This is a genomic window from Mesorhizobium loti R88b (assembly GCF_013170845.1).
Taxonomy (GTDB): Bacteria; Pseudomonadota; Alphaproteobacteria; order Rhizobiales; family Rhizobiaceae; genus Mesorhizobium; species Mesorhizobium loti_B.
The window spans coordinates 571,059-597,496 of the sequence record NZ_CP033367.1 but is presented as its reverse complement, the minus strand read 5'-3'; the positions used below and the strand labels follow the sequence as shown (position 1 = coordinate 597,496).

The 26,438-nt window shown below is 63.7% G+C and carries 26 protein-coding genes; 11 read left to right on the top strand and 15 right to left on the bottom strand.

What is annotated here, in order from left to right; all coding sequences use genetic code 11:
- From EB235_RS02770 to EB235_RS02760, 3 genes are read right to left on the bottom strand one after another with little or no spacing between them, the layout of a single operon-like run.
- On the bottom strand, positions 1-990 hold the full coding sequence (locus EB235_RS02770) for a transketolase family protein (protein ID WP_027032474.1): 990 nt from the start codon (positions 988-990) through the stop codon (positions 1-3).
- On the bottom strand, positions 987-1,835 hold the full coding sequence (locus EB235_RS02765; protein WP_027032475.1) for a transketolase: 849 nt from the start codon (positions 1,833-1,835) through the stop codon (positions 987-989). The genes EB235_RS02770 and EB235_RS02765 overlap by 4 nt, the downstream gene beginning before the upstream one ends.
- A 4-nt stretch (positions 1,836-1,839) precedes the next feature.
- Complete coding sequence (locus EB235_RS02760) at positions 1,840-2,634, bottom strand: SDR family NAD(P)-dependent oxidoreductase (RefSeq protein ID WP_027032476.1); 795 nt, start codon at positions 2,632-2,634, stop codon at positions 1,840-1,842.
- 119 nt (positions 2,635-2,753) lie between these two features.
- Between EB235_RS02760 and EB235_RS02755 the strand changes: the two genes are divergently transcribed.
- The 11 genes from EB235_RS02755 (at position 2,754) to EB235_RS02705 (ending at position 16,027) form a co-directional block, all read left to right on the top strand.
- Positions 2,754-3,974, top strand: a complete 1,221-nt coding sequence (locus tag EB235_RS02755) for a mandelate racemase/muconate lactonizing enzyme family protein (RefSeq protein ID WP_027032477.1) — start codon at positions 2,754-2,756, stop codon at positions 3,972-3,974.
- A gap of 130 nt (positions 3,975-4,104) precedes the next feature.
- Complete coding sequence (locus EB235_RS02750; RefSeq protein WP_051429748.1) at positions 4,105-6,498, top strand: thiamine pyrophosphate-dependent enzyme; 2,394 nt, start codon at positions 4,105-4,107, stop codon at positions 6,496-6,498.
- Between the two features lie 33 nt (positions 6,499-6,531).
- On the top strand, positions 6,532-7,542 hold the full coding sequence (locus EB235_RS02745; RefSeq protein ID WP_032925795.1) for a C-terminal binding protein: 1,011 nt from the start codon (positions 6,532-6,534) through the stop codon (positions 7,540-7,542).
- A 2-nt stretch (positions 7,543-7,544) separates the two neighbouring features.
- On the top strand, positions 7,545-8,267 hold the full coding sequence (locus tag EB235_RS02740) for an E3 binding domain-containing protein (protein ID WP_245268875.1): 723 nt from the start codon (positions 7,545-7,547) through the stop codon (positions 8,265-8,267).
- Between the two features lie 83 nt (positions 8,268-8,350).
- Entirely contained in the window at positions 8,351-9,115 is a 765-nt protein-coding gene (locus EB235_RS02735) for a GntR family transcriptional regulator (RefSeq protein ID WP_027032480.1), read from the top strand.
- Positions 9,116-9,379: 264 nt separating this feature from the next.
- Positions 9,380-10,444, top strand: coding sequence for a substrate-binding domain-containing protein (locus EB235_RS02730; protein WP_032926619.1), 1,065 nt, complete (start codon positions 9,380-9,382; stop codon positions 10,442-10,444).
- Positions 10,445-10,504: 60 nt separating this feature from the next.
- Positions 10,505-11,572, top strand: coding sequence for a substrate-binding domain-containing protein (locus EB235_RS02725; protein ID WP_027032482.1), 1,068 nt, complete (start codon positions 10,505-10,507; stop codon positions 11,570-11,572).
- A 38-nt stretch (positions 11,573-11,610) separates the two neighbouring features.
- Positions 11,611-13,143, top strand: coding sequence for a sugar ABC transporter ATP-binding protein (locus EB235_RS02720; RefSeq protein ID WP_051429749.1), 1,533 nt, complete (start codon positions 11,611-11,613; stop codon positions 13,141-13,143).
- A gap of 36 nt (positions 13,144-13,179) precedes the next feature.
- Positions 13,180-14,178 (top strand): ABC transporter permease, encoded by a 999-nt coding sequence (locus tag EB235_RS02715; RefSeq protein ID WP_245268876.1) that lies wholly within the window; start codon positions 13,180-13,182, stop codon positions 14,176-14,178.
- On the top strand, positions 14,175-15,143 hold the full coding sequence (locus EB235_RS02710) for an ABC transporter permease (RefSeq protein ID WP_027032485.1): 969 nt from the start codon (positions 14,175-14,177) through the stop codon (positions 15,141-15,143). Before EB235_RS02715 ends, EB235_RS02710 begins: the two co-directional genes overlap by 4 nt.
- A gap of 2 nt (positions 15,144-15,145) precedes the next feature.
- Positions 15,146-16,027: an SMP-30/gluconolactonase/LRE family protein gene (locus tag EB235_RS02705; protein ID WP_027032486.1), complete on the top strand. Its 882-nt coding sequence runs from the start codon at positions 15,146-15,148 to the stop codon at positions 16,025-16,027.
- Between the two features lie 8 nt (positions 16,028-16,035).
- Here EB235_RS02705 and EB235_RS02700 read toward each other — a convergent pair whose 3' ends face one another.
- The 12 genes from EB235_RS02700 to iolD all read right to left on the bottom strand — a co-directional run bounded on the left by EB235_RS02700 (position 16,036) and on the right by iolD (position 26,427).
- Entirely contained in the window at positions 16,036-16,728 is a 693-nt protein-coding gene (locus tag EB235_RS02700) for an amino acid ABC transporter permease (protein WP_027032487.1), read from the bottom strand.
- 125 nt (positions 16,729-16,853) lie between these two features.
- Positions 16,854-17,519 carry an amino acid ABC transporter permease gene (locus tag EB235_RS02695; protein ID WP_027032488.1) on the bottom strand — a complete coding sequence of 222 codons (666 nt, stop codon included), beginning with the start codon at positions 17,517-17,519 and terminating at the stop codon, positions 16,854-16,856.
- A gap of 65 nt (positions 17,520-17,584) precedes the next feature.
- Complete coding sequence (locus EB235_RS02690; protein WP_027032489.1) at positions 17,585-18,394, bottom strand: transporter substrate-binding domain-containing protein; 810 nt, start codon at positions 18,392-18,394, stop codon at positions 17,585-17,587.
- Between the two features lie 288 nt (positions 18,395-18,682).
- Entirely contained in the window at positions 18,683-18,898 is a 216-nt protein-coding gene (locus EB235_RS02685) for a hypothetical protein (protein ID WP_027032490.1), read from the bottom strand.
- The gene (locus EB235_RS02680; RefSeq protein WP_027032491.1) at positions 18,895-19,644 is read right to left on the bottom strand and encodes a COG4280 domain-containing protein; all 750 of its coding nucleotides are present in this window, start codon (positions 19,642-19,644) and stop codon (positions 18,895-18,897) included. The genes EB235_RS02685 and EB235_RS02680 overlap by 4 nt, the downstream gene beginning before the upstream one ends.
- A gap of 197 nt (positions 19,645-19,841) precedes the next feature.
- Positions 19,842-20,471 (bottom strand): phosphonate metabolism protein/1,5-bisphosphokinase (PRPP-forming) PhnN, encoded by a 630-nt coding sequence (gene phnN, locus EB235_RS02675; RefSeq protein ID WP_027032492.1) that lies wholly within the window; start codon positions 20,469-20,471, stop codon positions 19,842-19,844.
- On the bottom strand, positions 20,468-21,607 hold the full coding sequence (locus tag EB235_RS02670) for an alpha-D-ribose 1-methylphosphonate 5-triphosphate diphosphatase (RefSeq protein WP_027032493.1): 1,140 nt from the start codon (positions 21,605-21,607) through the stop codon (positions 20,468-20,470). Before EB235_RS02670 ends, phnN begins: the two co-directional genes overlap by 4 nt.
- 49 nt (positions 21,608-21,656) lie before the next feature.
- Positions 21,657-22,364, bottom strand: a complete 708-nt coding sequence (locus tag EB235_RS02665) for a DUF1045 domain-containing protein (protein WP_027032494.1) — start codon at positions 22,362-22,364, stop codon at positions 21,657-21,659.
- Positions 22,365-22,516: 152 nt separating this feature from the next.
- Complete coding sequence (gene iolB, locus EB235_RS02660; protein WP_027032495.1) at positions 22,517-23,329, bottom strand: 5-deoxy-glucuronate isomerase; 813 nt, start codon at positions 23,327-23,329, stop codon at positions 22,517-22,519.
- A 3-nt stretch (positions 23,330-23,332) separates the two neighbouring features.
- On the bottom strand, positions 23,333-23,551 hold the full coding sequence (locus EB235_RS02655) for a hypothetical protein (protein WP_027032496.1): 219 nt from the start codon (positions 23,549-23,551) through the stop codon (positions 23,333-23,335).
- 42 nt (positions 23,552-23,593) lie between these two features.
- On the bottom strand, positions 23,594-24,511 hold the full coding sequence (gene iolE / locus EB235_RS02650; RefSeq protein ID WP_027032497.1) for a myo-inosose-2 dehydratase: 918 nt from the start codon (positions 24,509-24,511) through the stop codon (positions 23,594-23,596).
- A gap of 65 nt (positions 24,512-24,576) precedes the next feature.
- A complete protein-coding gene (iolD, locus tag EB235_RS02645) occupies positions 24,577-26,427 on the bottom strand; it encodes a 3D-(3,5/4)-trihydroxycyclohexane-1,2-dione acylhydrolase (decyclizing) (protein WP_027032498.1) in 1,851 nt (616 codons plus the stop codon).
- Positions 26,428-26,438: the final 11 nt, after the last annotated feature.

Genomic DNA, 26,438 nt, shown 5'->3' with positions numbered 1-26,438 from the left:
CTAACTAAGCGCGGCAATCTTTGCGACAATGGCCTCGGTCGTCAGGCCGTATTTGGCCTGCAAGGTCGGCACCGCGCCACATTCGATATAGCGGTCCGGCAAACCGATGCGTGTTACCTTCTTGGCAATGCCGGCGTCGAACAAGGTCTCGACCACGAGGCTCGCCAGCCCCCCGACGACAACGTGGTTTTCGGCCGTAACGATACGGTCAACTGAAGCAGAGAATTCCGTTACCGCCTTTGCATCGAACGGCTTGATGGTCGGCACATGCAGCACGCCTGCCGAAATGCCCAGTTTGCGCAAGGCATCCGCCGCATCCAGTGCTCGCTCGGTCATGAAGCCGGTCGAGATGATGCCGACATCGCTGCCTTCCCGAAGACGCCGCGCCTTGCCGATCTCGAAGCGATAGCCAGGTTCGAACACGACAGGCACGCTGCCGCGCAAGAGGCGCATATACACCGGCCCCCGATGCTCCGCGATCGCTTCGGTTGCCGCCTCGATCTCGGTGGCGTCGCAGGGGTCGATGATGGTGAGGCCGGGGATCATGCGCATCAGCGCCAGATCCTCGATCGCCTGGTGCGTGCCGCCATAGCCGGTCGTCAGGCCCGGCAGGCCGGCGACAATCTTGACGTCGAGGTTGGAGTGGGCGAGCGCAATGGCAACGAAATCATAGGCGCGCCGCGTCGCGAATACGCCATAGGTGGTGGCGAACGGCACCTTGCCGGTGCGCGCCAGCCCGGCCGCGACGGCGACCAGATTCTGCTCGGCCATGCCGACATTGAAGAAACGCTCGGGAAAGGCATCGCGGAACGGCAGAATGTCGGTATATTTGCCGAGATCGGCGGTCAGCCCGACAATGTCGGGTCGGCTCTTGCCAAGCCGCGCCAATGCCCGGCCGAATGGCGCCTCGACACTCTGCCGCCCGCCGCCGACCGCTTCGTCCTGGCCCATGGCCAGCGTGCGGCCGGCCTCCATCGCTGCGCCGCTCATTGGGCCGCTCCCACGGTCTTGTCGAACTCGGCGATGATGCCGTCCCACTGCGCCACGTCGATGCGGAAGAAATGCGATTTCTCAGAGGTTTCGATGCGCGGCACACCCTTGCCCGGCAGCGTCCGCAGCACGATCGCCTTCGGCTTGCCGTTGCTGTTCCTTGCGTCCGCCAGCACGCCGACGATCGCGGTCATGTCATTGCCGTTGATCTCGAACGTCTCCCAGCCGAAGGCGCGCCATTTGTCGGCAACCGGCTCCATGTCGAGCACCACGGGACCGTCGGCCTGGATGCCATTGCAGTCGATCAGCGCCACCAGCCCGTCGAGCTTGAAATGGCTGGCCGACATCGCCGCTTCCCAGGTCGAGCCTTCCTGCATCTCGCCATCGGAAAGCTCGACAAAGACGCGCGCATCGGATTTGTCGACGCGCAAGCCCAGCGCCTGGCCCACACCTTGCCCCAGCCCATGGCCGAGCGAGCCGCCGATCATCTCGACGCCGGGCGTGGTGTCGAGCGTCGACATTTCGAGCCGGCTGTTGTCGGCGCCGTAGGTGACGAGTTCCTCGATCGGAAGGATGCCGGCCTCGGCCAGGGCCGCCCACAGCGCGATCGAATAGTGACCGGTCGACAGCAGGAAGCGATCGCGGTCAGACCAGTCCAGATTGTGCGGGTCGTAGCGCAGTTCGTGGAAATACAGGGCTGCCAGTGCATCGGCGATACCGAGGCCCTGGCCGATATAGCCCTGGCCCTGGCCGCGCGCCATGGTCAGCATGTGGCGACGCAATTGTGTCGCCTTGCGTTCGAGCGCGCCGATATCGGCGGTGCCGGGTGGAGAATTTCGCAGCATGGGATCAGTCCTTGTCGAGCCCGCCCGACATGTTGAGGCGCTCGGCGGTCATGTATCTTGGCGCGTCGAGGCAGAGCCAGACGACCGCCTCGGCGACCTCGGAAATCTCGGCGCGCCGGCCAATCGGGATCCGTCGCGTTCGCTCGTCGAGGAAGGCCTGCAGGTCGTTGCGGCCGTTAGCGCGGGCGAGGTCGATCTCGGTCGAACGCTGCATCTCGGTGTCCATCATGCCGGGCGCCAGGCTGTTGACCAGCACGCCATAGGGCGCCAACGCCACGGCAGCGGCGCGGGTGATGGAATCGACGCCGGCCTTGCTCGCCGTGTAGGCGGTGTAATCGGGCAGCGCCATGCGCGAGCCGGGCGAGGTGATGTTGACGATGCGCCCCGAGCGCTGCTCGCGCATCACCCGGCCCGCCGCCTTGCAGGCCATGGCCAGGGCCGTGACATTAAGCGCCAGCGTCCGCGTCCAGGCCTTGAAGGTGGCGTCGAGGAACGGCTCGATCACGCCATAGCCGGCATTGTTGACGAGAATGTCGATGCCGCCCCAGCGCGCGACCACTTTTTCCACGGCCGCTTCCGGCGCGCCTTCCCCAGTGAAATCGCTGACGATGGTTTCGCTTTCCGCGCGGGTTTCGCTGATCAGCCTGGCGGTCTCGGCCAGTCCTTCGCCGTTGATGTCGGTGACCGCGACGACACAGCCTCGCCGGGCCAACTGGATCGCCACCTCGCGGCCGAGGCCGCCCGCGGCGCCGGTGACCAGCGCTCTCTTTGGTGTCGCGTTTTGATTTTCGGCAGGCAAACGAGCACCCTCCCGGTGGCCATCTTGACGGGATTGATACCGGTACCATAAATGGCTGTCAACGAGGATGTGCTATTGTCCGTTGGGCCACAGGGTCCGTCGCAGCCGGGAGGAAAGAGATGAAAGTCGTCGCGCTCGAAACGCTGCAACTGGCCGAGTTCCCGTTCCTGTTCTGGCTGCGCGTCCACACCGATGCCGGCATCATCGGCACCGGCGAGACCTTTTGGGCGCCGGGACCTGTCGCCTCTTATATCCACGACAATGTCGCGTCCTATCTCTTGGGCAAGGATCCGCGCGACATCGAGTTGCATGACCGCACATTGGGCAGCGTCTATGTCGGCGCGCGCGATTCCGGCGCCGAGGTGCGTGGCAATTCCGCCGTCAACATCGCGCTGTGGGATATCTATGGCCAGGCGCTCGGCGAGCCGGTCTGGCGGCTGCTTGGCGGGCGCACGCACAAAACCGTGCCGATCTACAACACCTGCGCCGGCTACAAACATGTCCGCGCTACGAAGAAAAACGCCCTGTTCGAGCGCGGCGAGGACTGGTCGCTCAAGGCTGGTGATTCCAACGAAGGCCCGTATGAGGACCTGCTCGCCTGGCGTTACAATGCTGGCGACCTCGCCAAAAGCCTCAAATCCGAAAGCATCGGCGCGATGAAGGTATGGCCCTTCGACATCGCCGCCGAGGCCTCGAACGGCACCCGTATTTCGCTTTCCGATCTCGACAAGGCGCTGGAGCCGTTCCAGAAAATCCGCGACGCTGTTGGCCGCGACATGGAAATCATGGTCGAGTTGCATGGCCTGTGGACCTTGCCGCCGGTGCTGCGCATCGCCGAGGCGTTGAAACCCTATGACGTCGCCTGGCTGGAGGAGCCCATCCGCTACAATGAGCTCGATTCCATGGCCGAACTCGCTCGCCGCACCTCCATACCGGTCGCCGCCAGCGAGCGGCTGGCCTCGCGGCAGATGTTCAAGCAGTTGATAGACAAGCGCGCGGCGAGCGTGATCATGATCGACCTCGCCTGGTGCGGCGGCCTTTCCGAAGCGCGCAAGATCGCCAACATGGCCGAGGCCAGCGAGCTGCCTGTCACCTTGCACGACTGCACCGGGCCGATCGTCTATGCCGCCAGCTGCGCGCTGTCGGCGACCTTGCCGAACGTCAACTACCAGGAAGCAGTGCGCGCCTATTTCACCGGCTGGTACACCGAAATCGTCGCCGACATTCCACGGGTCAAGGACGGCCAGGTCGCGCCGCTCGAAGGGCCGGGGCTCGGCCTCACCCTGCGGCCGGAGCTGTTCCAGCGGCCCGACGCCACCGTGCGGATTACGAAAATCTAGCGCGTGAATGGCTCCATTCAGAGCCAGTAGACATTATGCTATTATAATCTATGATGCACCGAAGCGAGCGGCCAACAAGCTCGCCGCCGGCAGCTGTCGCCCGGCACCAGATGGATTCAGGGAGGCCTCGGTGGCAATTTCAGCGGCGCGGGCGCGCGACGATTTCAAGGGCGCTCCGAACCTGCCCGACCGGCAGGTTCTGCTCGACCTGTTCGAGCGCATGGTGCTGTTGCGCCGCTTCGAAAGCATCGCCCAGATCGCCTGCCGCAAGGGCGAAACCCCCGGCTTCCTGCATCTCTATATCGGCGAGGAGGCGACAGGCGTTGGCGTCTGCGCGCATCTCAGACCGACCGACTGGGTCACCTCGACCCATCGCGGCCACGGCCACGCACTGGCCAAGGGCGCCAACCCCGGCCGCGTAATGGCCGAATTGTTCGGCAAGGCCGACGGCATTTGCGGCGGCCGTGGCGGCACCATGCATCTCTATGAGCGCTCGGTCGGCCTGTTCGGCACCAATGGCATTGTCGCCGCCGGCATCGGCCATGCCGTCGGCATCGGCATGAGCGCGCGTCAGCGGGGCCGTGACGATATCGGCGTCGCCTTCTTCGGCGACGGCGCCGCCAACCATGGCGGCTTCCACGAGGCGCTCAACTTCGCCGCCGTGCAACGGGCGCCAGCGGTGTTCGTCTGCGAGAACAACCTCTACGCCACCGCCACGCCGCTCAAGTCGATCACGCTCAATCCCGAGATCGCGACCAAGGCCGCCTCCTACGGCATGCCTGGTGTGGCGGTGGACGGCAATGATGTCTTCGCCGTCTGGCTGGCCATGAAAGAGGCGACAGAGCGCGCCCGTTCCGGCAAGGGGCCGACGCTGATCGAGGCCAAGACTTACCGCACCGTCGGGCACCACGAGGGCGACCCGGTCATTGGCACTTACCGGACGCAGGAGGAACTCGACGCCTGGATCAAGCGCGATCCGATCGACATGTTCCGCAAGAAGCTGATCGAGGATTACGGCATTGCCGATGCCGAAGCGTTGGCGGCCATCGAGGCGCGGATCGAGAAGGTCGTCGAGGAAGCGCTGACCTTCGCCCGCAACTCGCCGGAACCAGATCCGGCCACTGTGCGCCTGCATGTCTTTGCCGACCCTATCAATCCGCCTGCAGCCCTGCAGCCGCGCGCCGTCGGCGAGACGCGCACACAAGGCTGGCTCGAAGCGGTGCGCGATGGCATCGCCGAGGAAATGCGCGCCAATCCGGCGATCCTTTATTTCGGCGAGGGCACCGGCGAGCGTGGCGGCAGTTTTGCCCACACCAGGAACCTCTGGCAGGAGTTCGGCGCCGAGCGCATGGTCGACACGCCGATCTCCGAGCAGGGCTTTACCGCCGCCGCCGTCGGCGCCTCGGCCACCGGGGCGCGCACGGTTTCGGACCTGATGTTCGCCGACTTCGCCTTCGAGACCGCCGGTCAGATCTTTTTACAGGCGGCCAAGCTGCGCTACATGACCAGCGGCCTGATGAGCGCGCCGATGGTGGTGCGCGTCGGCGCTGGTGCGCTGCGCAGTTCCGGCCCGCATCACAGCGGCATCTACCATCCGGTGTTCGCCCATATGCCTGGCCTCATCGTCTGCGTGCCTTCGACCCCGGCCGACGCTAAGGGGCTGATGAAGACAGCGCTGCGGGCCGGCGATCCCGTCATCATGCTGGAACCCAAGGCGCTGTTCGCCTCCAAGGGCGAGGTGCCTGTCGGCGAACATTACGTTCCGTTCGGCGTCGCGCGCATCGCCCGCGCCGGCACCGACATCACCATCGTCGCCGCCGGCCAGATGGTACAGCGTGCTCTGGAGGCTGCCGAAGTCCTGGCCGGCGAGGGCATCGAGGCCGAAATCATCGACCCGCGCACCATCATGCCGCTCGATATCGACACGATTGTCGCCAGCGTCCGCAAAACCCACCGCCTGCTCATCGTCGATGAGGCCTGGGCTATGTGCGGTCTTGGCGGCGAGATCGCCCAGGCCATCAATGAGCTCGCCTTCGACGAACTCGACGCACCGCCGGGAAGGCTGCACACCGCGCCGACCTCGCATCCCTTTGCCCCGGTGCTGGAACGCGCCATGCTGGTCGACAGCGCCCGCATTGCGCAAGGCATGCGCGACGTCATTGCGGGCAAACCGCCGGTGCCGGATCACTGGTACACGGTCGGACTGAAAAGCGCTGCGCCGGCTAATCCTGTTGCTGTGCCAGCCAAGGCGCAGCCCACTGCACCAGTCGTTGCCGTCGTTTCCAGCGACGACGAGGCAATAACAATGCCGTTCGGTGATCTCACCGTCAGCGAAGGCACCGTGGTCAAATGGCTGAAGGCGGTCGGCGATCCGGTCAAGGAGGGCGAACTGATTGCCGAAATCGAGACCGACAAGGCCGTGGTTGAGATCGAAGCGCCCATCAGCGGTACGCTCAGCGCGATCGATCAGCCGGTTGGCGCCGTGGTGCCGATGGGCGGGCGGATCGGCGGCATCAAGAAGTAACCACCACCAGATTGTGAAATCCGAAGGGCTGGCATGAAGATCCTGTGCGCCAACTGGCAAGCCGCCGACGAGGCCGAACTCGAGCGCGAACATTATCCCGACATCGAATTCATCCTCGCCCGGTCGACCAACGACAAGGCGGCGGCACTCGATCCGGCCATCTGCGAGGCGGTCGATGCCGTTATCAACTATTCGCCGACCCATAATGTCGCCGTCGCGCCATCAGCCTTTCCCAAAGCTCGGATTGCCGTGCGATCGGGTGTCGGTTTCGACAATATCGACACAGCGGGCTGGGGCGCGCGGAAAATTCCGACCTGCAACGTGCCGGACTATGGCACGACCGAAGTTGCAGATCACGCCATCGGCCTGGTGCTGGCGCTAACGCGCGGCACTTCGGCCTATGGGCCCGAGCTTTCCGGCAATGGCGCCGAAGGCTGGCATTTCTCCAAGGCGCCGCTGGTGCGCCGGCACAAGGGCGCCACTTTCGGCATTGTCGGCCTCGGCCGCATCGGGCTCGCCACCGCACGCCGTGCCGCCGCCTTCGACATGAAGGTGGTATTCTACGACCCGCATCTTCTATCCGGTGTCGACCTGTCGACCGGCTACGAGCGGGTCCATTCGCTGGGTGAATTGATGGGGCGGGCGGATGTCGTCAGTGTCCACACGCCGCTGAGCGAGGAGACCCGCAAGCTGCTCGGCGCAGCCGCCTTCGCCGCCGCCAAGCCCGGCCTTGTGCTGATCAACACCGCACGCGGCCCGATCGTCGATCTCGACGCGCTCGAAGCCGCGATGCGCAAGGGTGCCGTCGCCGGCGCCGGACTGGATGTGCTGCCGAACGAACCCGGCGATCTCGATCATCCGCTGCTGGCGGCATGGCGGCGCCGCGAGCCGTGGATCGCCAATAGCCTGATCGTGACCCCGCACGCCGCCTTCTACAGCCCCGCATCGATGCGCGACCTCCGGCTGAAGTCGATCGAGGTCGTGCACGCCTATCTCGCCGAGGGCCGGCTCACCAACTGCGTCAACTCAGAGTATCTGAAATGAACATGGCGATGGCGCAGGCGCGGCGACTGGCGGTTTCACCCTATGCCCGCCGGTTGGCGCGCGAACGCGCGCTGCCGCTTGGGACGCTTCGCGGCAGTGGCCCGGGTGGCCGTATCCTGGCGGCCGATGTGCTGGGTTTCGTTGTGGTCGCAGTGCCTGTCAGCCAGCCGGCTGGCGAGGCCACGGCTGCGGTACATTCTCTCGCCGCGCCCCGGGTCGCAGCCTTTGCCACGTCCGTCGCGCTGAGTGCATTGCGAGAGTTGCTGGCGGCGCTGGAGAGCACCGGGAAAACCTTCGATATCGAGGATATCTTGCTGCGTGCGGCAGGTCGGGCGTTCGCAGAAGTCCCCGAGATTGCCGAGGGTGCCGCCCCCTCCGTGGCGCTGGAATTGACCGGCCGACAAGCGGTGTTCGCGACAAGCCCGGAGATGTCCCTGACATCGCTGCGCGCAATGCGACTTGCGACTTTGAGCGACAGCCGTGACGAAACGGAAAAGCCGGCGGCGGTGTCCCTAAAGCTGCTTACGGCCAGCGGGGTCCGGCCGGTCATGATGCCCCTCTTGCCCGGCCGCGCCATGCGCCTGACCGTCTCGCTCGACATGGCGGGTGATCATGTCGAATGCCTGCTCACAGTGGATGCCGCAAACGTCGACGAGGCGATGGCTGTCAAATGGCTCGCTGCCCTGAAATCGTCTATCGAGCTTCCTCTTCGCCTGTTCGTCTGAGACGGTTGATAGACGTCCACCTTGCCTAGCCTCGGGCGCAGGAAGCTATTATAAAAGCTTCGACAAGAGGCGCGACGAGGCACATGGACCATCCTACCATCGACAGTCTTCCCAGGCGCACGCTCGGTCGCGCCAATGGCCCGCTTTACCGCCAGCTTGCCGATATACTGCGCGAGCCGATCGGCAACGGCACCTTCCCCGTCGGCGGCGAACTGCCGAAGGAAGCGACCATTGCCGAGCATTTCGGCGTCAGCCTGATCACCGTGCGCCAGGCGCTGCGTGACCTTGAGGCCGACGGTCTGATCCGGAAACGCTCGGCCAAACCTGCCGTGGTCGCGGCGCGCAGCCCCTCCGTCAATCTGAGCTGGAAGTTCAAGAACTTCGCCGACATGGCGGCCTTCACCAAGGACGCTGAACTGACGGTGAAATCCTATCGCAAGGAAGTCTCGCCCGTGCTGCAGCGCCATTTCGGCATGGGCAAGGACGAGGCGGGCTATTGCCTGCGCAGCGTGCTGGCGATCGGTGAACAACGGAAAGCGCAGATTACCACTTACTTTCCGCCAGACATCGGCGCCCGCCTGAAGCGAGAAGATTTTTCGGATGTGCTGATCTTCCGTTCGGTGCAAAAACATCTCGGCCTGCGGCTCGATGTGGCGCACGTCACGGTGCGTGCCGAAATCGCCGAGGAGGCCGTTGCCGCCGACCTTGGCATCACGCTCGGCAGCCCGGTGCTGACCGTGGAGATGCTCTATCAGTCGGCGGACCAGCGCAGCATCGAATTCTCCGTTGCCCGTCACCCCGCCGACATCTTCAGCATCACCTACGACGCGCCGAACGACCTGTCCTGAGGCGCGCCCGCTCGGGCATTTTCTGATGCGGGTCGCGTAGACAGACCTGTAAAATTATAATAGCATGATAGCTAGGCTGAAGTGCCGGCCACGGGAGAAGTCGCCAGGGAGGAAATCCGGCGAATTCGGCTCGCGGGCGCAGCCTCGGGGGGAGCCTGGTCAAATTGACATTCGCAATTGGTACCGGTATCAATTTGTCACCTTCATCCGATCAAGATGGCGCAGTCCGTCACCGGCTGGACAGGAAACACTGGGAGGAAGACCATGAAATTAAGGAGCTTGAGCGCCTGCTTCGTGGCGCTGGCAGGGTTCGCAGTCTCGATGGGTGCGATGCCTGGCCATACCGCGACCCAAAAACCTTACGTCATCTATCTCTCCAACAATTTTGTCGGCAATGACTGGCGCCAGCAAATGGAGCGCGTTGCCAATGTGGCGGTCAACAAGGGTCCGCTGAAAGGCCGCGTCGACCTCAAGATCGAAAATGCCGAAGGTACCGTCCAGGCGCAGATCAATTCGCTGAACAACATCATCCGCCAGAAACCGGCCGCCATCCTCATCGATGCGTCGTCGGCCGAGGCGCTCAATCCAACCATCAAGAAGGCTTGCGACGCCGGCATCATCGTCGTCAGTTTCGACCAGACTGTGTCGGCCGAATGCGCCTACAAGATGCATTCCGATTTCGACATCATGGCCAACAACCAGGCCGAATGGATGGCCTCCATCCTCGGCGGCAAGGGCAAGGTGCTAATGGATCGTGGTCTTGCCGGCGCGCCGATCTCGGAGCAGTTCGAGAAGAATTTCGGCGCCGTTCTGAAAAAGTATCCGGGCATCGAGATCGTCGGCTATTTCAACGGCAATTATGCCGCCGGCCCGGAACAGGAAGGCGTCGCCAGCCTGCTTGCCGCCCATCCGGAAGTCGACGGCATCTTTTCGCAGGGCTACGGCACCGGCGCGATCAAGGCACTGCAGAATGCCGACCGGCCGATGGTGCCGATCGTCGCCGCCGCCTTCAACGGTACCGGCGTCACCTGCGCCCAGACAAAGGGGGCAAAGTGCTGGCTTGGCGCCAATCCGCCCTCGCTGTCGGCCGAGGCGATCAAGCTGGCTGTCGACATACTCGACACCGGCAAGAAGCCGGCCGACACCACCGTGCTGTTCAACTCACCTGGCCTGACCACGGATATGGTCGATGCCAAATACGCCCCGAATTCCTCGGCGGTGAAGATTGAACTCGGCAAGACCGTATTTCCGGATCTGGCACCGGGCCTTTCCTTGCCGGTGTCACCGAGCTGGGTCGAGATTACCCCGAAGGAGGCCTCGGGAACCTGACGCGTGCAAAGCGTCGTATTTGGCGCCACTGTTTCGAAACAAAACGGGAGGAGAAAAATCATGAAATCATTGAGCCGTAACATCGGCCTTGCAGCGCTTGCAGCCGCCATGATGACGGTGGGCCTGCAGGCCGGCCATGCCGAAGACAAGAAGCCCTACACCATCTATATCTCCAACAATTTCGTCGGCAATGACTGGCGCCAGCAGATGGAGCGCGTGGCCACCGTATCGGTCAACAAGGGCCCGCTGAAAGGCCGCGTCGACCTCAAGATCGAGAATGTCGAGAACACCGTCCAGGCGCAGATCAATTCGCTCAACAACATCATCCGCCAGAAACCGGATGCCATCCTCGTCGATGCCGGTTCGGATTCGGCATTGAACCCGACCATCAAGAAGGCCTGCGACGCCGGTATCGTCGTCATCTCCTTTGACCAGGTGGTGACCGAGCCCTGCGCTTTTGCCGTCGCTTCCGACTGGGACCGTATCCCTTCGGTCATGGCCGAGTGGATGGCCACGCAGCTGGGCGGCAAGGGCAACATCATCCTCGACCGCGGCCTTGCCGGCGCACCGATCTCGGCGCAGCTGCAAGGAGGCTATGAAAAGGTGCTGGCCAAGTATCCCGACATCAAGGTCGTCGGTTACTACAATGGCAATTACGCGCTTGGGCCTGAACAGTCGGGTGTCGCGGCGCTGCTTGCCGCCAATCCGAAGATCGACGGCATCATGACGCAGGGTTACGGCTCCGGCGCCATCCAGGCGTTGAAGGATGCCGGCCGGCCGATCGTCCCGGTCGTCGGCTTCTCCTACAATGTCGCGGCCGTCACTTGCGCGCAGACGCAAGGCGCCAAGTGCATCCTCGGCTCCAACCCGGCCTATCTCTCCTCGGAAGCGATCAAGCTGGCGGTCGACATTCTCGACACCGGCAAGAAGCCGGCGGAACGCTCCGTCTCGGTCAAGGGTGACTTCGTCACCACCGACCCCTTCGAGTCCAAGCTCTATCCGGGCACCAAGATGATCAAGATCGCGGTCGGCGAGAATGCCTTCCCCGACCAGGCTCCTGGCCTGACGCTGCCGATCACGCCCGATTGGGTCGAGATCACCGCTGCGGAAGCCGCTGGGGCGAAGTAACATCTTCTGACCACGACCCTGTCTCCCGGCATCGCAAGATGTCGGGAGAGCTTTTCGAAGGCACATTCATGGACCTCGTCACCGTCAAAGGCCTGTCCAAACGCTATGGCGGCATTGTCGCGCTGAGCGAGGCGACATTCAGTGCCCGTGCCGGCGAAGTGCACGCACTGCTCGGCGAGAATGGCGCGGGCAAGAGCACCTTCATCCAGATCCTGTCTGGCGCTGTGCAGCATGACGGCGGCTCGATCCTGGTCGATGGCCAGGACTATCGTCCCGCCAATCCGGACGCTGCCCAGGCGTTGGGCATTGCCGCGGTCTTCCAGGAATTGTCGCTGATCCCCGATCTGAGCGTCGAGCAGAACATCTGGTTTCGCCACGAACCGCGAACGTGGCTGCGCACCGTCAACCGCAGCGAGATGCGCCGCAAGACACTTGCATTGCTGGAAAAATATGATTTCCCGACGCTGCGCCCCGAACAGGAACTGCGGCGGCTGACCCTAGCTGAACGCCAGATCGTCGAGATCGCCAAGGGCCTCGCCAAGGATCCGCGCATCCTGATCCTCGACGAGGCGACCTCGGCATTGCCGGCGCGGGAAGCCGGGTGGCTGCTAAAGCTCACCCGCCAACTGGCGGCCGAAGGCAGGCTGGTCATCTTCATCTCACACCGCATGGCCGAGGTGCGCGCCATCGCCGACCGGCTGACCATATTCCGCAATGGCAGCACCGTTGCCGCGCATGAGGCCAATGCCGTGTCTGACAACGAGATCGTCACCCAGATGATCGGCCGGCATCTCGACAGGCTCTACCCCGAACGGGTGACCACAGCGACCGACCGTGTCGCGCTCAGGGTCAAGAATTTCTCCAGCGGCAGTCGGCTTTCCCAGGTCGATTTCGCGCTGCGTGAAGGCGAGGTGCTGGGCGTCGGTGGTCTGCAGGGGCATGGCCAGCGCGAACTGTTCCAGGCGCTGTTCGGCGCCACCAGGGCCAGTGGCAACATTGAACTCTGGGGCAAGCCGGTTTCAATCAACAATCCGCGCCAGGCGCTGACCGGCAAGGACGGCATCGCGCTGGTGCCCGAGGATCGGCGCGGGCAGGGCCTGCTGCTGACCAAGAGCGTGCGCGAGAATCTCACCTTGTCGGTCATCAAGCGCTTTAGCGAAAACGGATTGCTGAGCCGGCAAAAGGAAGCGGCGCTGGTCAAGGAGATGGTCGACTTCCTGCGCATCAAGGCCGGCACATCGGAGCAGCTTGCCGGCACGCTGTCGGGCGGCAACCAGCAGAAGGTGATCTTCGGCAAGATGCTGCTCACGCAGGCACGCGTGCTCCTGCTCTACGATCCGACGCGCGGCGTCGATGTCGGCACCAAGGGCGAGATCTTTCAGCTGATGCGCGACCTCGCGGCCAAGGGCTACGCGATCCTGTTCCATTCCAGCGACATGCCCGAGCTCGTCCATGTCGCCGATCGTGTGATGGTCATGCGCAACGGCCGCATCGCGGCGACGCTGGACGGGGATCATATCTCCGAGGAGGAAATTTTGCGCGCCGCCATGCTTGAAACCAGGGCGGCCTGAGGCATGGTGATGTCAGCTGCGGAGAGACCGTTGGAGATGGCGCAAAGGCCAGCTGAAGAGAAGCAAGCCAGACTGGGCATCGATTGGCGTGGCCGCTTGCTCGACCGTGCGCCGTTCCTGGTCGCCTGCCTGATGCTGGCGTTGATCATTGGCATCTACGGCAGCCTGCAGTCCGGCGTCTTTACACTGGATGAGATCAACCTCGATACAGCTGCGGCAATGACGCTGATGCTGGCGGCAACCGGCCAGACCATTGTGCTGGTGCGTGGCGGCATCGATCTCTCGATCGGCGGCATGATCAGCCTCGGCACGGTGGTTGCGGCGACGCGCTTCACCGACGATCCTTCGACCGTGGCGCTCTGGACCCTGATCATTCTCGCGCTTGGCTTCGCGATCGGCGCACTCAACGGCCTGCTCATCTCGCTGCTCAAGCTGCAGCCCTTCCTGGTCACGCTCGCCACCTGGTCGATCCTCAACGGCGTCGCCATGATCATCCTGCCGACCGATGGCGGCAGCATCCCCTCTTGGTGGGTCGGCTTCGCCTCTGCGCAGCTCTTTGGCCTGACCAGCCCGGTCTGGATGCTGCTGGCACTGCTGCTGTTCTGGTGGTGGTTCCGCGCCACCGGCGTCGGCCTCACCATCCAGGCCACTGGCTCCAACGAAAAGTCGGCCTTCCTGTCCGGGGTCTCGATCACAAGGGTCAATCTCGTCACCTATGGCCTGTCCGGCCTGTTTGCGGCGAGCGCCGCGTTGTTTCTGGTGACGCAGACCGGCGCCGGCTCGCCGACCATCGGCAAGGACTATATCCTGCCTTCAGTTGCGGCGGCGGTCATCGGCGGCGTCAGCCTGTTCGGCGGCCGGGGCCATCTCGCCGGCACGCTGATCGGCGCCTTCGTGCTGACCCTGATCGGCAACCTCGTCTTCGTGCTGCATGTGTCGAGCTACTGGCAGCCGGTCGCATCCGGCGTCATCCTGCTGCTCTCGGTGCTGGCCAGTTCCGTCGCCGAAAAAGCCGCAAGGAACCGCGTCCAATGAACGCCTTGCTCTCCCGCAACCGGCTGATCGTGCTCGCCTATGCCGGCATGGTCGTGCTGCTCCTGGTCACCGCTCTGTTCTCGCCGGGTTTCCTGTCGGTGTCCAACATGCGCTCGACCGTGGTGCTGGCGGCCTTCGTCGGCATCGTCGCGCTCGGCCAGACCTTTGTCATCATTGGCGGCGGCATCGACCTGTCGGTGCCATGGGTGCTGAATTCGGCGGCCATCGTCATGGCGCTGCTGTGCGGCGGGCAGGATCTCCCGCTGGTCTGGGTCATGCCGCTGCTGCTCGCCGGCGGCGCCTTCATCGGCCTGATCAACGGTGTCGGCGTCGCCCAGTTCGGTGTGCCACCGATCATCATGACGTTGGCCACCAACGTCATCCTGCAAGGCCTGATCCTGGTGCTGACCGGCGGCTCGCCGACACCATCCGCTCCGGCCCTGATCCAGTTCCTGTCGGTTGGGCGCATCGGTGGCTTTCCGGTCATCGCGCCGATCTGGCTGGCGCTGACTCTCGTTGCGACGCTGCTGCTCTCCAAGGCGGCGTTCGGCCGCCATCTCTATGCGCTCGGCACCAGCGCCACGGTGGCCGAATTCTCCGGCGTGCCGACCGCGCGCACCACCATCCTCACCTATGTCATCTCGGGCCTCACCGCCGCCTTCGCCGGCATGCTTTTGACCGGCTATTCCGGCCAGGCCTATCTCGGCATGGGCGACGCCTATCTGTTCACCTCGATCGCTGCGGTCGCCATCGGTGGCGCCTCAATCCTCGGCGGCAGCGGCCACTATCTCGGCACGGTCGCCGGCGCCATGGTGCTGACCATCCTCACCGGTCTTTTGCCGGCGCTAAACCTGTCGAGCGGCGCGCTGCTCATCGTCTATGGCGCGGTTATCCTGCTCACCGTCTCGATCGGCAGCGAAACCTTCGCCGGCCTTGGCGGCAGGCTGCGCAGAAAAGAGGGCTGACCATGGTCGAAATCACGTGCGTCGTCGACGCCCGGGCCGAACTCGGCGAGGGCACGCTCTGGGACCCCAAGGCTGGGGTGCTGTGGTGGATCGACATCTGGAAGAAGTTGATCCACCGCTACGATCCCGCCACCGGCAAGGACGAGGTCTTCGCCACGCCGGAATATCTCGGTTGCCTCGGCCTGCGCGAAAAGGGCGGCCTGGTGCTGACCATGACCAACGGCTTCCATTTCTTCGACCCTGCGACCGGCAAATTCGAGGCGATCGTCGATCCGGAATCCCATATGCCCGAAACCCGCTTCAATGACGGCAAGCCGGACCGCCAGGGCCGATTCTGGTCGGGCACGATGTTCGAGGTGCCGGGAGAGCCGATCGAATTCGTCGGCGCGCTTTACAGGCTCGATCCCGACCTTTCGGTGCACAAGATGATCGACGGCATCGGCTGCTCCAACGGGCTCGCCTGGAGCCCGGATTCGAAAACCATGTATTTCTCCGACAGTCATGCCGGCGCGGTCTGGGCCTATGATTTCGACCTTGCCACCGGCGACATCGAGAACCGCCGCACTTTCATCGACATGACGGTGACCGGCGGCGTCGCCGATGGCGCCACGGTGGACGCCGAAGGCTGCTACTGGGTGACCATCCCGGTGACCAGCAAGGTCTGCCGCTACGACCCCGACGGCCGCCTGATGCAGACCGTCCTGCTGCCGACCGACCTGCCGACCTGCTGCGAATTCGGTGGCAAGGATCTCGACATCCTCTATGTCACCTCCGCCGTGCTCAAGCGCCCCAATAGCCACTTCATTGGCCAGAAGAATCCGGGCGGATTGTTCGCGCTCGATGTCGGCGTCAAGGGCCTGACCTTGCCGGCGTTCAAGGGCTGACGGCGTCGCTAGACCGCCGACATCACCAGCGGGTTCTCGACCTTGCGCGTCATTCCGGTAGCGAAACGACGCTCGAGATAGCTGGCATAGAGCGACAGCGGCCAGCACAGCGCGAAGTAGATGATCGACACTATGCCGAACACCATCACCGGCTGGAAGGTGACGGTGTTGACCTGCGTGGCGGCGCGGGCAAGCTCGGTCAGTCCGATCAGCGAGGCGATCGATGTCGTCTTGACGATCTGCACCATGAAGCCGACGGTTGGCGGCAGCATCAGCCGCGCCGCCTGCGGGATGATCACCAGCCGCAGCGTCCTGACAAAGCGGAAGCCGAGCGCGGTTGCCGCCTCCCATTGCCCCTTGGGAATCGCCTCGATGGCGCCGCGAAAAATCTCGCCGAAGAAGGCGCCGCCATTGAGCGAGAATGTCACCGCCGCAGCCACCCACGGGTCCGGCCGGTACCCAAGGAACGAAGATCCGTAATAGGCCATGAACAGCTGGATCAGGATCGGCGTGCCCATGAAGAACTGGATGTAACCGGCGGCCAGCCAGCGGAGCGGCCGCGCCGGCGCCACCCGGATCGCCGCCACGATGAGGCCGATCAGGCCGCCGCCGGCAAAGGCGATCAGCGCCAGAAGGATCGTCCAGCGTGTCGCCAAGAGCAGGAACATGAGTTCGTTGGGGCCGAAATCGCGCAGACTCATGGTCTAGCGCCTGTTCCATCCCGATGGAATCGGGATGCGGCCCTATCTTCTTGCTTGAGCATGATCTCTGGACAAACGGTTCCGTTTGTCCGAGAAAACCGGATTCCACTTTTCGGGATCATGCTCTAGACCTTCCAGCGGAACATGAGCTTGCCGATGCCGGCAAACAGCAGGCTGGCGGCCTGCACCAGCACGAAATAGATGACGGCGATGATGATGTAGACCTCGAAACTCCTGAAGGTCTGCATGACCAGATTGTTGGCGACCGCCGTCAGTTCCTCCGCCGCGATGGCGCCGACGATCGAGGTGCCCATGATCTGCAGGATGAATTGCGCCGAGAGCGACGGGTAGACTGCACTCGCCGCCGGCACCAGCATGACATGGCGGATGATGCGGTAGCGGCTGAGGCCGAGCGACTTGGCCGCCTCGATCTGCCCTTCGGGAATGGCCTCGATCCCGGCGCGCAAGATCTCCGTCCCATAGGCGCCGAGATGGATCGACAGCGCGACGACGGCGGCCGTGTTGCTCGACAGCTTGAAGCCGAACAGCGGCAGCGAGAAGAAGACGAAATAGAGCTGGATCAGCAGCGGTGTGTTGCGGATCAGTTCGACATAGGCGGCGATGATCCATGAGACGAAACGCGGCCCGAAACTGCGGCCGACGGCGCCGAGAACGCCGATGGCGGTGCCGAACAGGATCGACAGCGCCGCCAACTGGATCGTCTTCCCCAGCCCGCGCAGCAGCAGGTCGAGATGGACCAGGATCGGGCCGAATTGCAGGGCGGTTTGCATGGATATCCCGTCACAAGGTCAAGGAAGCGGGGCCGATCTGGCCCCGCCCGGCCCCATATGCGTGATCAGAAAACCGGCAGCACCGGCAGCGGCTGGTTGCGGTATTTCATCGACAGCGCGTCCAGCGTGCCGTCGGTCTTCATGGTGAACAGCCAGGTGTTGATCCACTGGCGCAGATTGTCGTTGCCCTTGGCGACGCCGATGCCGAAATAGAAAGTCTTCAGCACGTATTTCTGCTCGAAGGCGTCACCATTCTGCGCCTTCTTCAAATAGATCTCGCCATAGTCGCCGCCACCCATGGCGTCGATCTGGCCAGACACCATTGCCTGTAGCAGCGAGGAATAGTCGTCGAAGCGCAGGATCTCGATGCCTGGGTTGGCTTCCGCGGCTTTGGTCAGCAGCCCGTCCTCGCCGGTGCCGCGGGTCAGGCCAACCTTCTTGCCGACGAGATCGGCGACGCCCTTGATATTGGTGCTCTTCGGCGCGATCACCACCGCCGACTGGCCGGCATAGGGGATCGAATAGTCGATCTGGATGGCGCGCGCCGGCGTGATCGAGAAGATCGAGATTACCGCGTCGACCTGCTTGGTCAGCAGCGCCGGAATGCGGCCGGGCGAGGTGACGGTAACGAATTCGACGGGCACGCCGAGCGCCTCGCCCATCTTGTTGGCGACCTCGATGTCGAAGCCGGTCGGCTTCAGATTGGCATCGAGAAAGCCGTAGGGCGGCGTCGTGGTGTCGATGGCGACGACCAGCTTGCCGCGCGAAATGATATCCTCGACCGATTGCGCCGAAGCGATGGATGGCATCAACGCCGACAGCGCCAGTACCATGCCAGCCAGCAATGCACCGGCCCTTCCCAGGAAAGTCCGCATGTTTTCCTCCCATGCATTTTTTGGGTGCCTCGCGTCAATATCGTTCGGGCGGGGCGCGCTGGCCGCCCAAGGATTTGAAACAGATGGGTTCCCGCCCGCTGCCATCCCTTGCAAACTTGGGATTCAGCGGCTCCTCGGCGAGTTATAATGGTATGCTATTATAATGTTATTCGCCTGTCTACGATGGTCCAGGCAGGAAGTTTTTACTGATTTAATACCGGTACCATCGTCGTCGATCCAAAATCCGGCGGTAACGGTTTCGACGTCGGTAGATGGTGCTTGTCAAAGCTACCGCTTGATCGCGCGCGCGGCGCGGCGAACGCTTTGCAGCAGGATGACGAGGCAGCCGACCAGCAGCACCGCGCCACCGAGCAGTGGCGGCAGTGCAAGCAGCTTCACCGCCGCCACGACGGCGGCCACCAGCACCAGCGCCAGCAGCGCCAGATTGCCGTCATCGACGAACATGCCGAGGAATTCCTTGGCAACAAGACGAATGGCGTTCACCGGGCGAGCCCTCCAGCGGGATAGGTGCTGCGCAGCCAGCGCACCATGGCGAAGGACGCCAGCGCCACGATGGCGAAGATGGCGAGCAGAGCGAGATCGGCGCCCGGCCAGTCGGCACCGATGCCCTCGCCGGTCCAGAAGATGCCGAAGCTGGTCAGCATCAGCCCCACCACGAATTTCAGCGCATTCTCCGGCACGCGCGCCAGCGGCCGGTGGACGGCCAGGCCGACAAGCATCACCAGGATGAAGGCCGCCAGCGCGCCAAGGCCGGCGTAAAGCGTCTGGCCGTGCGCGGCGCCGACCGCGATGACGATGAACACCACCTCGACACCCTCGAGCAGCACCGCCTTGAACGACGCAAGTCCGGCGAGATAGTCGGCGCGGCGGTCATTGGCCTGCTGGTTCAGGGCCGCCGTTTCCTTGGAGAAGGCCGCCTCCTCGTCATGCAGCGCGATGACACCGACGCTGCGTAGGATGGCCTTTCGCAGCCAGCGCATGCCGAACAGGATCAGCAGAACGCCGACGACGAATTGCAGCGTGGCGATGGGTACCAGCGCCAGCAGCGGTCCGAACGCTAGCACCAGGGCCGCCAATACCACCAGCGCCAAGGTGGCACCGGTCAGGGCTGGGCGCCAGCCGCGCGTCACGCCGACCGCAAGCACGATGGTGAAGGCTTCGACGACTTCGACGAAAGAAGCGAGAAATGCCGCCGTGATCGTCGAGAGGATGGGCGTCAGCGTCTGCATTAAGGCTTCCTGTCGTCGTCTCTCTCGTTCGCCCTGGACCTTCAGGCCGGTGCCCCCGGGAATGGCCCGGAATCACATGTGTGGTCAGCACCACATAGGGCTCCGGAGGCGTCGGGAAAGCAAGTGAACTGCCGATGGGCAGCAGTTTGAGCCCCGTCGAGCCCACACGCCGAGGCCCGAGGATGCGTACGCTTAAATCAGATCAATCCCGACATGTCGGAGAAGGCCATTGCCTTGCGCAGCACTTCGGCGAAGCGCTCGCCGGCCACTTCGCGCGGGCCGCTGTTGTCGATCGAGGTCACGCCAGCGCCGGTCAGGGTCACATTGGCGCTGCGCGCCAATCGCGCCAGCACTTCGCCGCGCGACTCACGACCGCGCATCGCCAGTCGCTCGGCCAGCACATCAGGCGAAGCGGTGATTTCGACGATGGCCAGATTGGCATAGCGCTCGCGCAGCACCGGAATAATCGCGCGCGATACATTCGCGACCGCGACATGGCCATTGGTGACGGACCAGTCGACATCGGCGGGCAGGCCATAGCGCAAGCCATGCGCTTCCCACGAAATGGCGAAGGCGCCGTCGGCCTCGGCTTCGATGAAGGCGGCGTCGGCCAGCGTGTCGTGGTCCTCGCTCGCCGCATCGCTCGGCCGGGTGATGACGCGGCGGACGAACTCCAGCCGGGTCTCATCAGCGAAAAGCGCGCGGGCATAGCCAATCACCGTGTCCTTGCCGGCGCCACTGGGGCCGACAACGGCGACAAAGACTCCGTTTCGGATCGGAAACTCTTCCGCCGACAACTCACGCTCGATCGATGCCGACACCATCATGCGACCCGCCGTCCCTGCCGCCAGACAGTGCGCACGACAGGAACATGGTCGTCGACGCGCACGCGCACCAGATCGGCGCGTCGGCCCTGTTCGATCATGCCGCGGTCGTTGAGGCCAACGGCTTCGGCCGGGTTCTTCGACACCATCGCGACCGCCTGCGGCAGCGAAATGCCTTCGACCACGTCGCCGAGGAAGAAAGCGGACTGGATAAGGCTGAAGGGAATGTAGTCGGATGACAATATGTCGAGCAGGCCATCGCTGGCCAGCGTGCGGGCCGAGACATTGCCCGAATGTGAGGAACCGCGCATGACATTCGGCGCGCCCATCAGAACGCCGAGCCCGGCCTCTTTCGAGGCCCGAGCAGCCTCTTGCGTGGTCGGGAATTCGGCAACGCGCACGCCCTGTTCGATCGCCTCGCCGACATGGCCAATAGTTGCGTCGTCATGGCTGGCCAGTACGATGCCGCGCTCATGGCAGGCGGCGGCGATCACCGCCCGGTTCGGTGCCGAATTGCGCGCCGATTCGCTCATCCGCTTCTCGCAGAACAGCTTGAAGTCACGGTCGGTCAGCTTCAGCTTGCGCTGGTAATAATAGGCATAGGTTTCGAGATTGACGAACTGGCGCTGGCCGGGTGCGTGGTCCATCAGCGATGCCAGCTTGACCCGTTCGTCCTCGTCGAAATTGGCGAAGGCCTGCAGGCAGTCCGGCGCCGAGACCTCACAGCGCAGATGCAGGAAGTGGTCGGCACGCAGGCGATCCTGCTGCACACTGTCCTCGATCGCGTCGGCCAATTTGCGGATGTCGTCCGATGTCAGGTCGGCGTCCTCATCCATGCCGACGCGCAAGGCGTCGAGCACAGTGGTGATGCCCGCGGTCGCCACTTGCGCGTCATGGGCAAGCACGGCGGCGATCGGGTTCCAGCGCACCTTCGGCCGTGGCGCATAATGGCCCTCCAGGTGGTCGGTGTGCAGCTCGACCAGCCCGGGAATGATATAGTCGCCGCCCATGTCCTCGCCGGTCCGGCTGGTACCGGCATTGATGCCGGCTATAAAGCCGTCACGCAGCACCAGCGACCCCTCGACGATCTCGTCGGCAAGCACGATGCGGGCGTTGGAAAGAACGGTCTCGGCGGTCATTTCAGGCAGTCCTTGATCATTTGGCCTTGATACTTGGGGCAGGGCTTGTTCAGGCGATCTTTCTGGCGGGGCGGCGTCCCAGCGCATGCTGGGAAAGCACCATGAACGGCGCGCCCGGTTCAGGTTCGACAAACAGCGTCAGCGCGTCGACCAGAACCGGCTGCCGCAGTATATCCGCGAAAAGGCTGTCGATTGCTGCACGCAGACGAGGGCTTTCCTGTGGCCCGGCCCGGCCCGAGAGCGTCATGTGGAAGCGGAAGGTCTCAAAGACATAGGGGTAGCCCCACTGGCAGAGATTGCGAAACTCGGCCGGCTTCAGCGAGTCCGGGCTGCGCCGCTCGATCTCGGCATCGCTCAGCGGCGCACGAAAGCGGTCGAAATCGCGCACGACCTCGTCGGCGAAGCGGTTGAGCGGCGGCAGCGGGCCTTCCGGCACCAGCGCGAAGAAGCTGTCGATCTGGCTGACGACGAGACGCGGGATCGTCACCACCGGCGTCGCCTCGGCAAAATGGTCGAGTGCGGCGCGCAGCGAGCTTTCCGTCTCGTTGGCGGCCAGGCGGAATGGCGCTTTCAGCGTCGCATGGAAGCCGTAGCGACGGGCAGAAGCGGTGTGGAAGGCCACTTCCGCCGCCGCCAGATCGGCCACGGCCTCGACTGGCTTCGTCGCGGCGCCGAACGGGTCGCGGCCCAGCCAGTTGGCGGCGATCCGCGCCAGCGGTTCGTCCTGCCTTGGGGTGAAGTAGATGGCATAACGCATCGAAAATCCTCGTCAGTCTCGCTGCCATAGGTGATTTCCATGACGGATTGACGAAGCTTTGAAGGGTTTTCGAAGGCAAATCGCCCCAAGAAGTCTTTAGCCGACGATTTTTCCGAGCTGGACCAATAGCTTCTCCCGGAAAGGCTGGTTGGTCAGGCCTTCATCAACCATTCGTGCTCGGGCGCATTGTGGAATTTCCACGTCCGCTTCGGCCCGGCCATGACGTTCAAATAGTAGAGATCATAGCCATGGCAGGCGGCACAGGGATGATAACCCCTGGGCACCAGCACCACATCGCCGTCCTCAATGGCCATCGCTTCGTCGAGCGCGCGATGGCCGCTCCCGTCGGCGTCGGTATAGACGCGCTGGAAGGCAAAGCCCTGCGGCGGGTTGAGGCGGTGATAATAGGTTTCCTCGAGATAGGACTCGGCTGGCAGATTGTCCTGGTCATGCTTGTGCGGCGGATAGCTCGACGTGTGGCCGCCAGGCGTGATGACCTCGACCACCAGCAAGGAATCGGCTGGCTTGCCTTCGGGCAGGATGTTGGTGACGTAGCGCGTGTTGGTGCCCTTGCCGCGCACCTCCTGGCCGAGATCGTCGGGTGCTATCACCCGAACCGGCAGGCCGCCACCGAGACCAGGCGCGGAGCACACAGCGAGTTCGAGGCCCGTATCCGCCGTCACCGACCAGTCCGATCCCTCGGGCACATAGACCGACCACGGCTTGCCCTCGAAGGGCGACATGCGCTCTCCGAGCAGGCCGAGATCCTGGCCGCCCGCTTTTGCCGTGCCCTTGCCGGTGACGAACACCAGGCAAACCTCGCGGTCGCCCGTTTTGCCCGAGGCGCTTTCGCCGGGTTGAAGCCGGTGCAGGTCGAAACCGACATAGGTCCAGCCGGCGTTCTTCGGCGTCACATGGGCAACGCGGCCATGGCCCTTGTCGGCCTTCACCAGCAGCTTCGACATTCGTTACTCCTTCGGTTCGGCCTCGACGGGAGGCTTCACCTCGTCGACCGGCTTGTAGAGATAAAAAAACTGCCAGACGCCGTAGCCGGCAAAGCCGAGCGCGATGACGCCCCAGAACGGTGTGCCGGTGGCGAACTCGATGATCGACCAGATGACGCAGACCGCGACGACGGCGACACGACGCCACAACGGGCGGAAGAACGGGTGCTCGGAATCTTTCATCGGGCCAATCTACAGCAACCTGGCTCGCCGGGAACCCTCGCATCAAGCATTCGGGAACCCCTGTGTCTCCACTGTGTAGCCGGCTGATGTCATCACCCGCATCAATTCCTTGTGGCCAACCTGCGCCATCTTGAGAGGCGGGTTCTTCTTTGGGTCCTGCTCGGCCTCGACCACGAACCAGCCTTCATAGCCATGGTCGGCGAAGCGTTGCACGATGGCCCCGAAATCCAGCGAGCCGTCGCCCGGCACGGTGAAGGCGCCGAGCGCCACGGCGTCGAGGAAGGATTGCTTGGTGCGGTCGAGCCCATCGATCACACCCATGCGCACATCCTTCACATGCACATGGCTGATGCGCTTGTGGTGGTTGTCGATGGCGCGCAGCACGTCGCCGCCGGCAAAGGCCAGGTGGCCGGCGTCGAGCAGCAGCGGAATGCCGGCCCCGGAATGGCGCATGAAGGCATCGAGTTCCGGCTCCGTCTCGACCACCGCCGCCATATGATGGTGATAGGAGAGCGGCATGCCTTGCTCGGCGCACCATTCGCCGAATTCGGTCAGGCGCTTCGCATAGGCTTTCATCTCGTCGTCCGAGAGTTTCGGCTTGGTAGCGAGCGGCTTCGAGCGGTCACCCTGGATCGAGCGGCCGACCTCGCCATAGACAATGCAAGGCGCGTTGACCGCCTTGAACAGGTCGATCATCGGCTGGATGCGATCCTTGTTCTTGCTCATCTCCTCATCGACCAGCGTGCCCGAAAACCAGCCGCCGCACAGCGTCACATCGGCTGCTTTCAGGATCGGCAGCATGACGGCGGGGTCGTTGGGAAAGCGCCGGCCCATTTCCATGCCGGTGAAGCCGGCCGAGCGCGATTGGCGCAGGCACTCTTCCAGCGACACGTCATCGCTCAATTCCGCAAGATCGTCGTTCCACCACGCGATGGGGGACATGCCCAGTTTGGCTTTCAAGTCGTCACTCCAGATCAAAACAGTTCATTTTTTGGCCGCTGGCGCCGCCCCTCATCCGCCTGGCATCAATCGCCAACGCTCTGCATCTGCCGCTTCTCGTCATAGGCCTTGCGTGCCGCATTGACTTGCGGGCGCGCCGAGACTTCCGGCACCGCCACATCCCACCAATGGCCACCAGCGTCGGTGGAGACCAGCGGATCGGTGTCGATGACCAAAACGGTGGTGCGGTCATTTGTCTTCGCCTTTTGCAGCGCGTTCTCAAGGCCGGCGATCGATGGCACTTTCTCTGATATCGCACCCAGGCTCGCCGCATGCGCGGCGAAATCGATGTCGGGCAGGATCTCGTGGCGCGAGTCCCTCAGGAGATTGTTGAAGTTGGCGCCGCCGGTGGCCATCTGCAGCCGGTTGATGCAGCCATAGCCACGGTTGTCGAGCAGCACGATGGTCAGCTTCAGGCCAAGCATCACCGAGGTGGCGATCTCGGAATTCAGCATCAGGTAGGAGCCGTCGCCGATCATGACGACGACCTCTTCGTCGGGCTTGGCCATCTTGGTGCCGAGTCCGCCGGCAATCTCGTAGCCCATGGTCGAGAAGCCGTATTCGGCGTGGTAGGAGCCAGGCGCGCCGGCCTGCCAAAGCTTGTGCAATTCGCCCGGCAGCCCGCCGGCGGCATGCAACAGTGTCACGCCGGATCCCATCGCGCGCTGCACCGCGCCGATCACCTGCGCATCCGATGGGAAAGCTGTATTGGTCGAAGCCGTCACCTTGGCCGCATCGACCTGCCATTCCTTTTTGCCCTCGGCCGAATTGTCGGTCCATGCGGCAGGCGCCTTCCAACCTTTAAGCGCCGCACCGAGTTCAGCGAGCCCCTCGGCCGCATCGGCGACCAGCGGCAAAGCTCGGTGCTTGCCGGCATCGAAAGGTTGCACGTTCAAGCCGATGATGGTCTTGCCGGAATTCTTGAACAGCGCCCATGAGCCGGTGGTGAAATCCTGCAAACGCGTGCCTATGGCCAGCACGACATCGGCCTCTTCCGCCAGCCGGTTGGCGGCCGAAGTGCCGGTGACGCCGACCGCCGCCATGTTGAGCGGATGTGTGTCCGGCAACGAGGATTTGCCGCCCTGCGTCTCGCAAACCGGAATGCCGGCGCCTTCGACGAACTTGGCCAGCTCATCGGAGGCCTGCGAATAGAGGACGCCACCGCCGGCGATCACCAGCGGCTTCTTCGCCCCCTTTAGCGCCGCCACCGCTGCCGCAAGCTCGTGGCGGTCCGGGCGTGGCCGGCGCTGGTGCCAGACGCGTTCGGCGAAAAAGCTCTCGGGATAGTCATAGGCCTCGGCTTGCACATCCTGGCAGAGCGACAGCGTCACCGGGCCGCACTCGGCCGGATCGGTCAGCACCTGCATGGTTCGCGCCAGCGCCGGAATGATCTGCTCGGGCCGGGTGATGCGGTCGAAATAGCGCGACACGGGACGGAAGCAGTCGTTGACCGTTGCCGTGCCGTCGGAAAAGTCCTCGGCCTGCTGCAGCACCGGATCGGGGATGCGGTTGGCGAAGACATCGCCGGGCAAAAACAGGACAGGCAGCCGATTGACATGCGCGAGTGCGGCCGCCGTCACCATGTTGAGCGCGCCGGGGCCGATCGAAGAGGTCGCCGCCATGAAGCGGCGGCGGAAATTGGCCTTGCCATAGGCGATCGCCGCATGCGCCATCGCTTGTTCGTTATGGGCGCGGAAGGTCGGCAGCTCGTCGCGCACCTGGTAGAGCGCTTCGCCGATGCCGGCGACATTGCCATGGCCGAAAATCGCCCAGACACCGCCGAATATCGGTACAGTCTTGCCGTCGATCTCGGTCATCTGCCGGCTGAGGAAGCGGGTCAGCGCCTGCGCCATCGTCAGGCGGATTGTCTTGCTCATGGTGGTTTCCT

Bases quoted from the DNA above. Each gene is read 5' to 3' on its own strand.
- EB235_RS02665 (WP_027032494.1), bottom strand. From the start codon at position 22,364: ATGCGTTATGCCATCTACTTCACCCCAAGGCAGGACGAACCGCTGGCG.
- EB235_RS02745 (WP_032925795.1), top strand. From the start codon at position 6,532: ATGAAGATCCTGTGCGCCAACTGGCAAGCCGCCGACGAGGCCGAACTC.
- EB235_RS02765 (WP_027032475.1), bottom strand. From the start codon at position 1,835: ATGCTGCGAAATTCTCCACCCGGCACCGCCGATATCGGCGCGCTCGAA.
- EB235_RS02710 (WP_027032485.1), top strand. From the start codon at position 14,175: ATGAACGCCTTGCTCTCCCGCAACCGGCTGATCGTGCTCGCCTATGCC.
- EB235_RS02725 (WP_027032482.1), top strand. From the start codon at position 10,505: ATGAAATCATTGAGCCGTAACATCGGCCTTGCAGCGCTTGCAGCCGCC.
- EB235_RS02705 (WP_027032486.1), top strand. From the start codon at position 15,146: ATGGTCGAAATCACGTGCGTCGTCGACGCCCGGGCCGAACTCGGCGAG.
- iolD (WP_027032498.1), bottom strand. From the start codon at position 26,427: ATGAGCAAGACAATCCGCCTGACGATGGCGCAGGCGCTGACCCGCTTC.
- EB235_RS02695 (WP_027032488.1), bottom strand. From the start codon at position 17,519: ATGCAAACCGCCCTGCAATTCGGCCCGATCCTGGTCCATCTCGACCTG.
- EB235_RS02655 (WP_027032496.1), bottom strand. From the start codon at position 23,551: ATGAAAGATTCCGAGCACCCGTTCTTCCGCCCGTTGTGGCGTCGTGTC.
- EB235_RS02740 (WP_245268875.1), top strand. From the start codon at position 7,545: ATGGCGATGGCGCAGGCGCGGCGACTGGCGGTTTCACCCTATGCCCGC.
- EB235_RS02700 (WP_027032487.1), bottom strand. From the start codon at position 16,728: ATGAGTCTGCGCGATTTCGGCCCCAACGAACTCATGTTCCTGCTCTTG.
- EB235_RS02670 (WP_027032493.1), bottom strand. From the start codon at position 21,607: ATGACCGCCGAGACCGTTCTTTCCAACGCCCGCATCGTGCTTGCCGAC.
- EB235_RS02690 (WP_027032489.1), bottom strand. From the start codon at position 18,394: ATGCGGACTTTCCTGGGAAGGGCCGGTGCATTGCTGGCTGGCATGGTA.
- EB235_RS02730 (WP_032926619.1), top strand. From the start codon at position 9,380: ATGAAATTAAGGAGCTTGAGCGCCTGCTTCGTGGCGCTGGCAGGGTTC.
- EB235_RS02770 (WP_027032474.1), bottom strand. From the start codon at position 990: ATGAGCGGCGCAGCGATGGAGGCCGGCCGCACGCTGGCCATGGGCCAG.
- EB235_RS02755 (WP_027032477.1), top strand. From the start codon at position 2,754: ATGAAAGTCGTCGCGCTCGAAACGCTGCAACTGGCCGAGTTCCCGTTC.
- iolB (WP_027032495.1), bottom strand. From the start codon at position 23,329: ATGTCGAAGCTGCTGGTGAAGGCCGACAAGGGCCATGGCCGCGTTGCC.
- EB235_RS02735 (WP_027032480.1), top strand. From the start codon at position 8,351: ATGGACCATCCTACCATCGACAGTCTTCCCAGGCGCACGCTCGGTCGC.
- EB235_RS02680 (WP_027032491.1), bottom strand. From the start codon at position 19,644: ATGCAGACGCTGACGCCCATCCTCTCGACGATCACGGCGGCATTTCTC.
- EB235_RS02715 (WP_245268876.1), top strand. From the start codon at position 13,180: ATGGCGCAAAGGCCAGCTGAAGAGAAGCAAGCCAGACTGGGCATCGAT.
- EB235_RS02720 (WP_051429749.1), top strand. From the start codon at position 11,611: ATGTCGGGAGAGCTTTTCGAAGGCACATTCATGGACCTCGTCACCGTC.
- phnN (WP_027032492.1), bottom strand. From the start codon at position 20,471: ATGATGGTGTCGGCATCGATCGAGCGTGAGTTGTCGGCGGAAGAGTTT.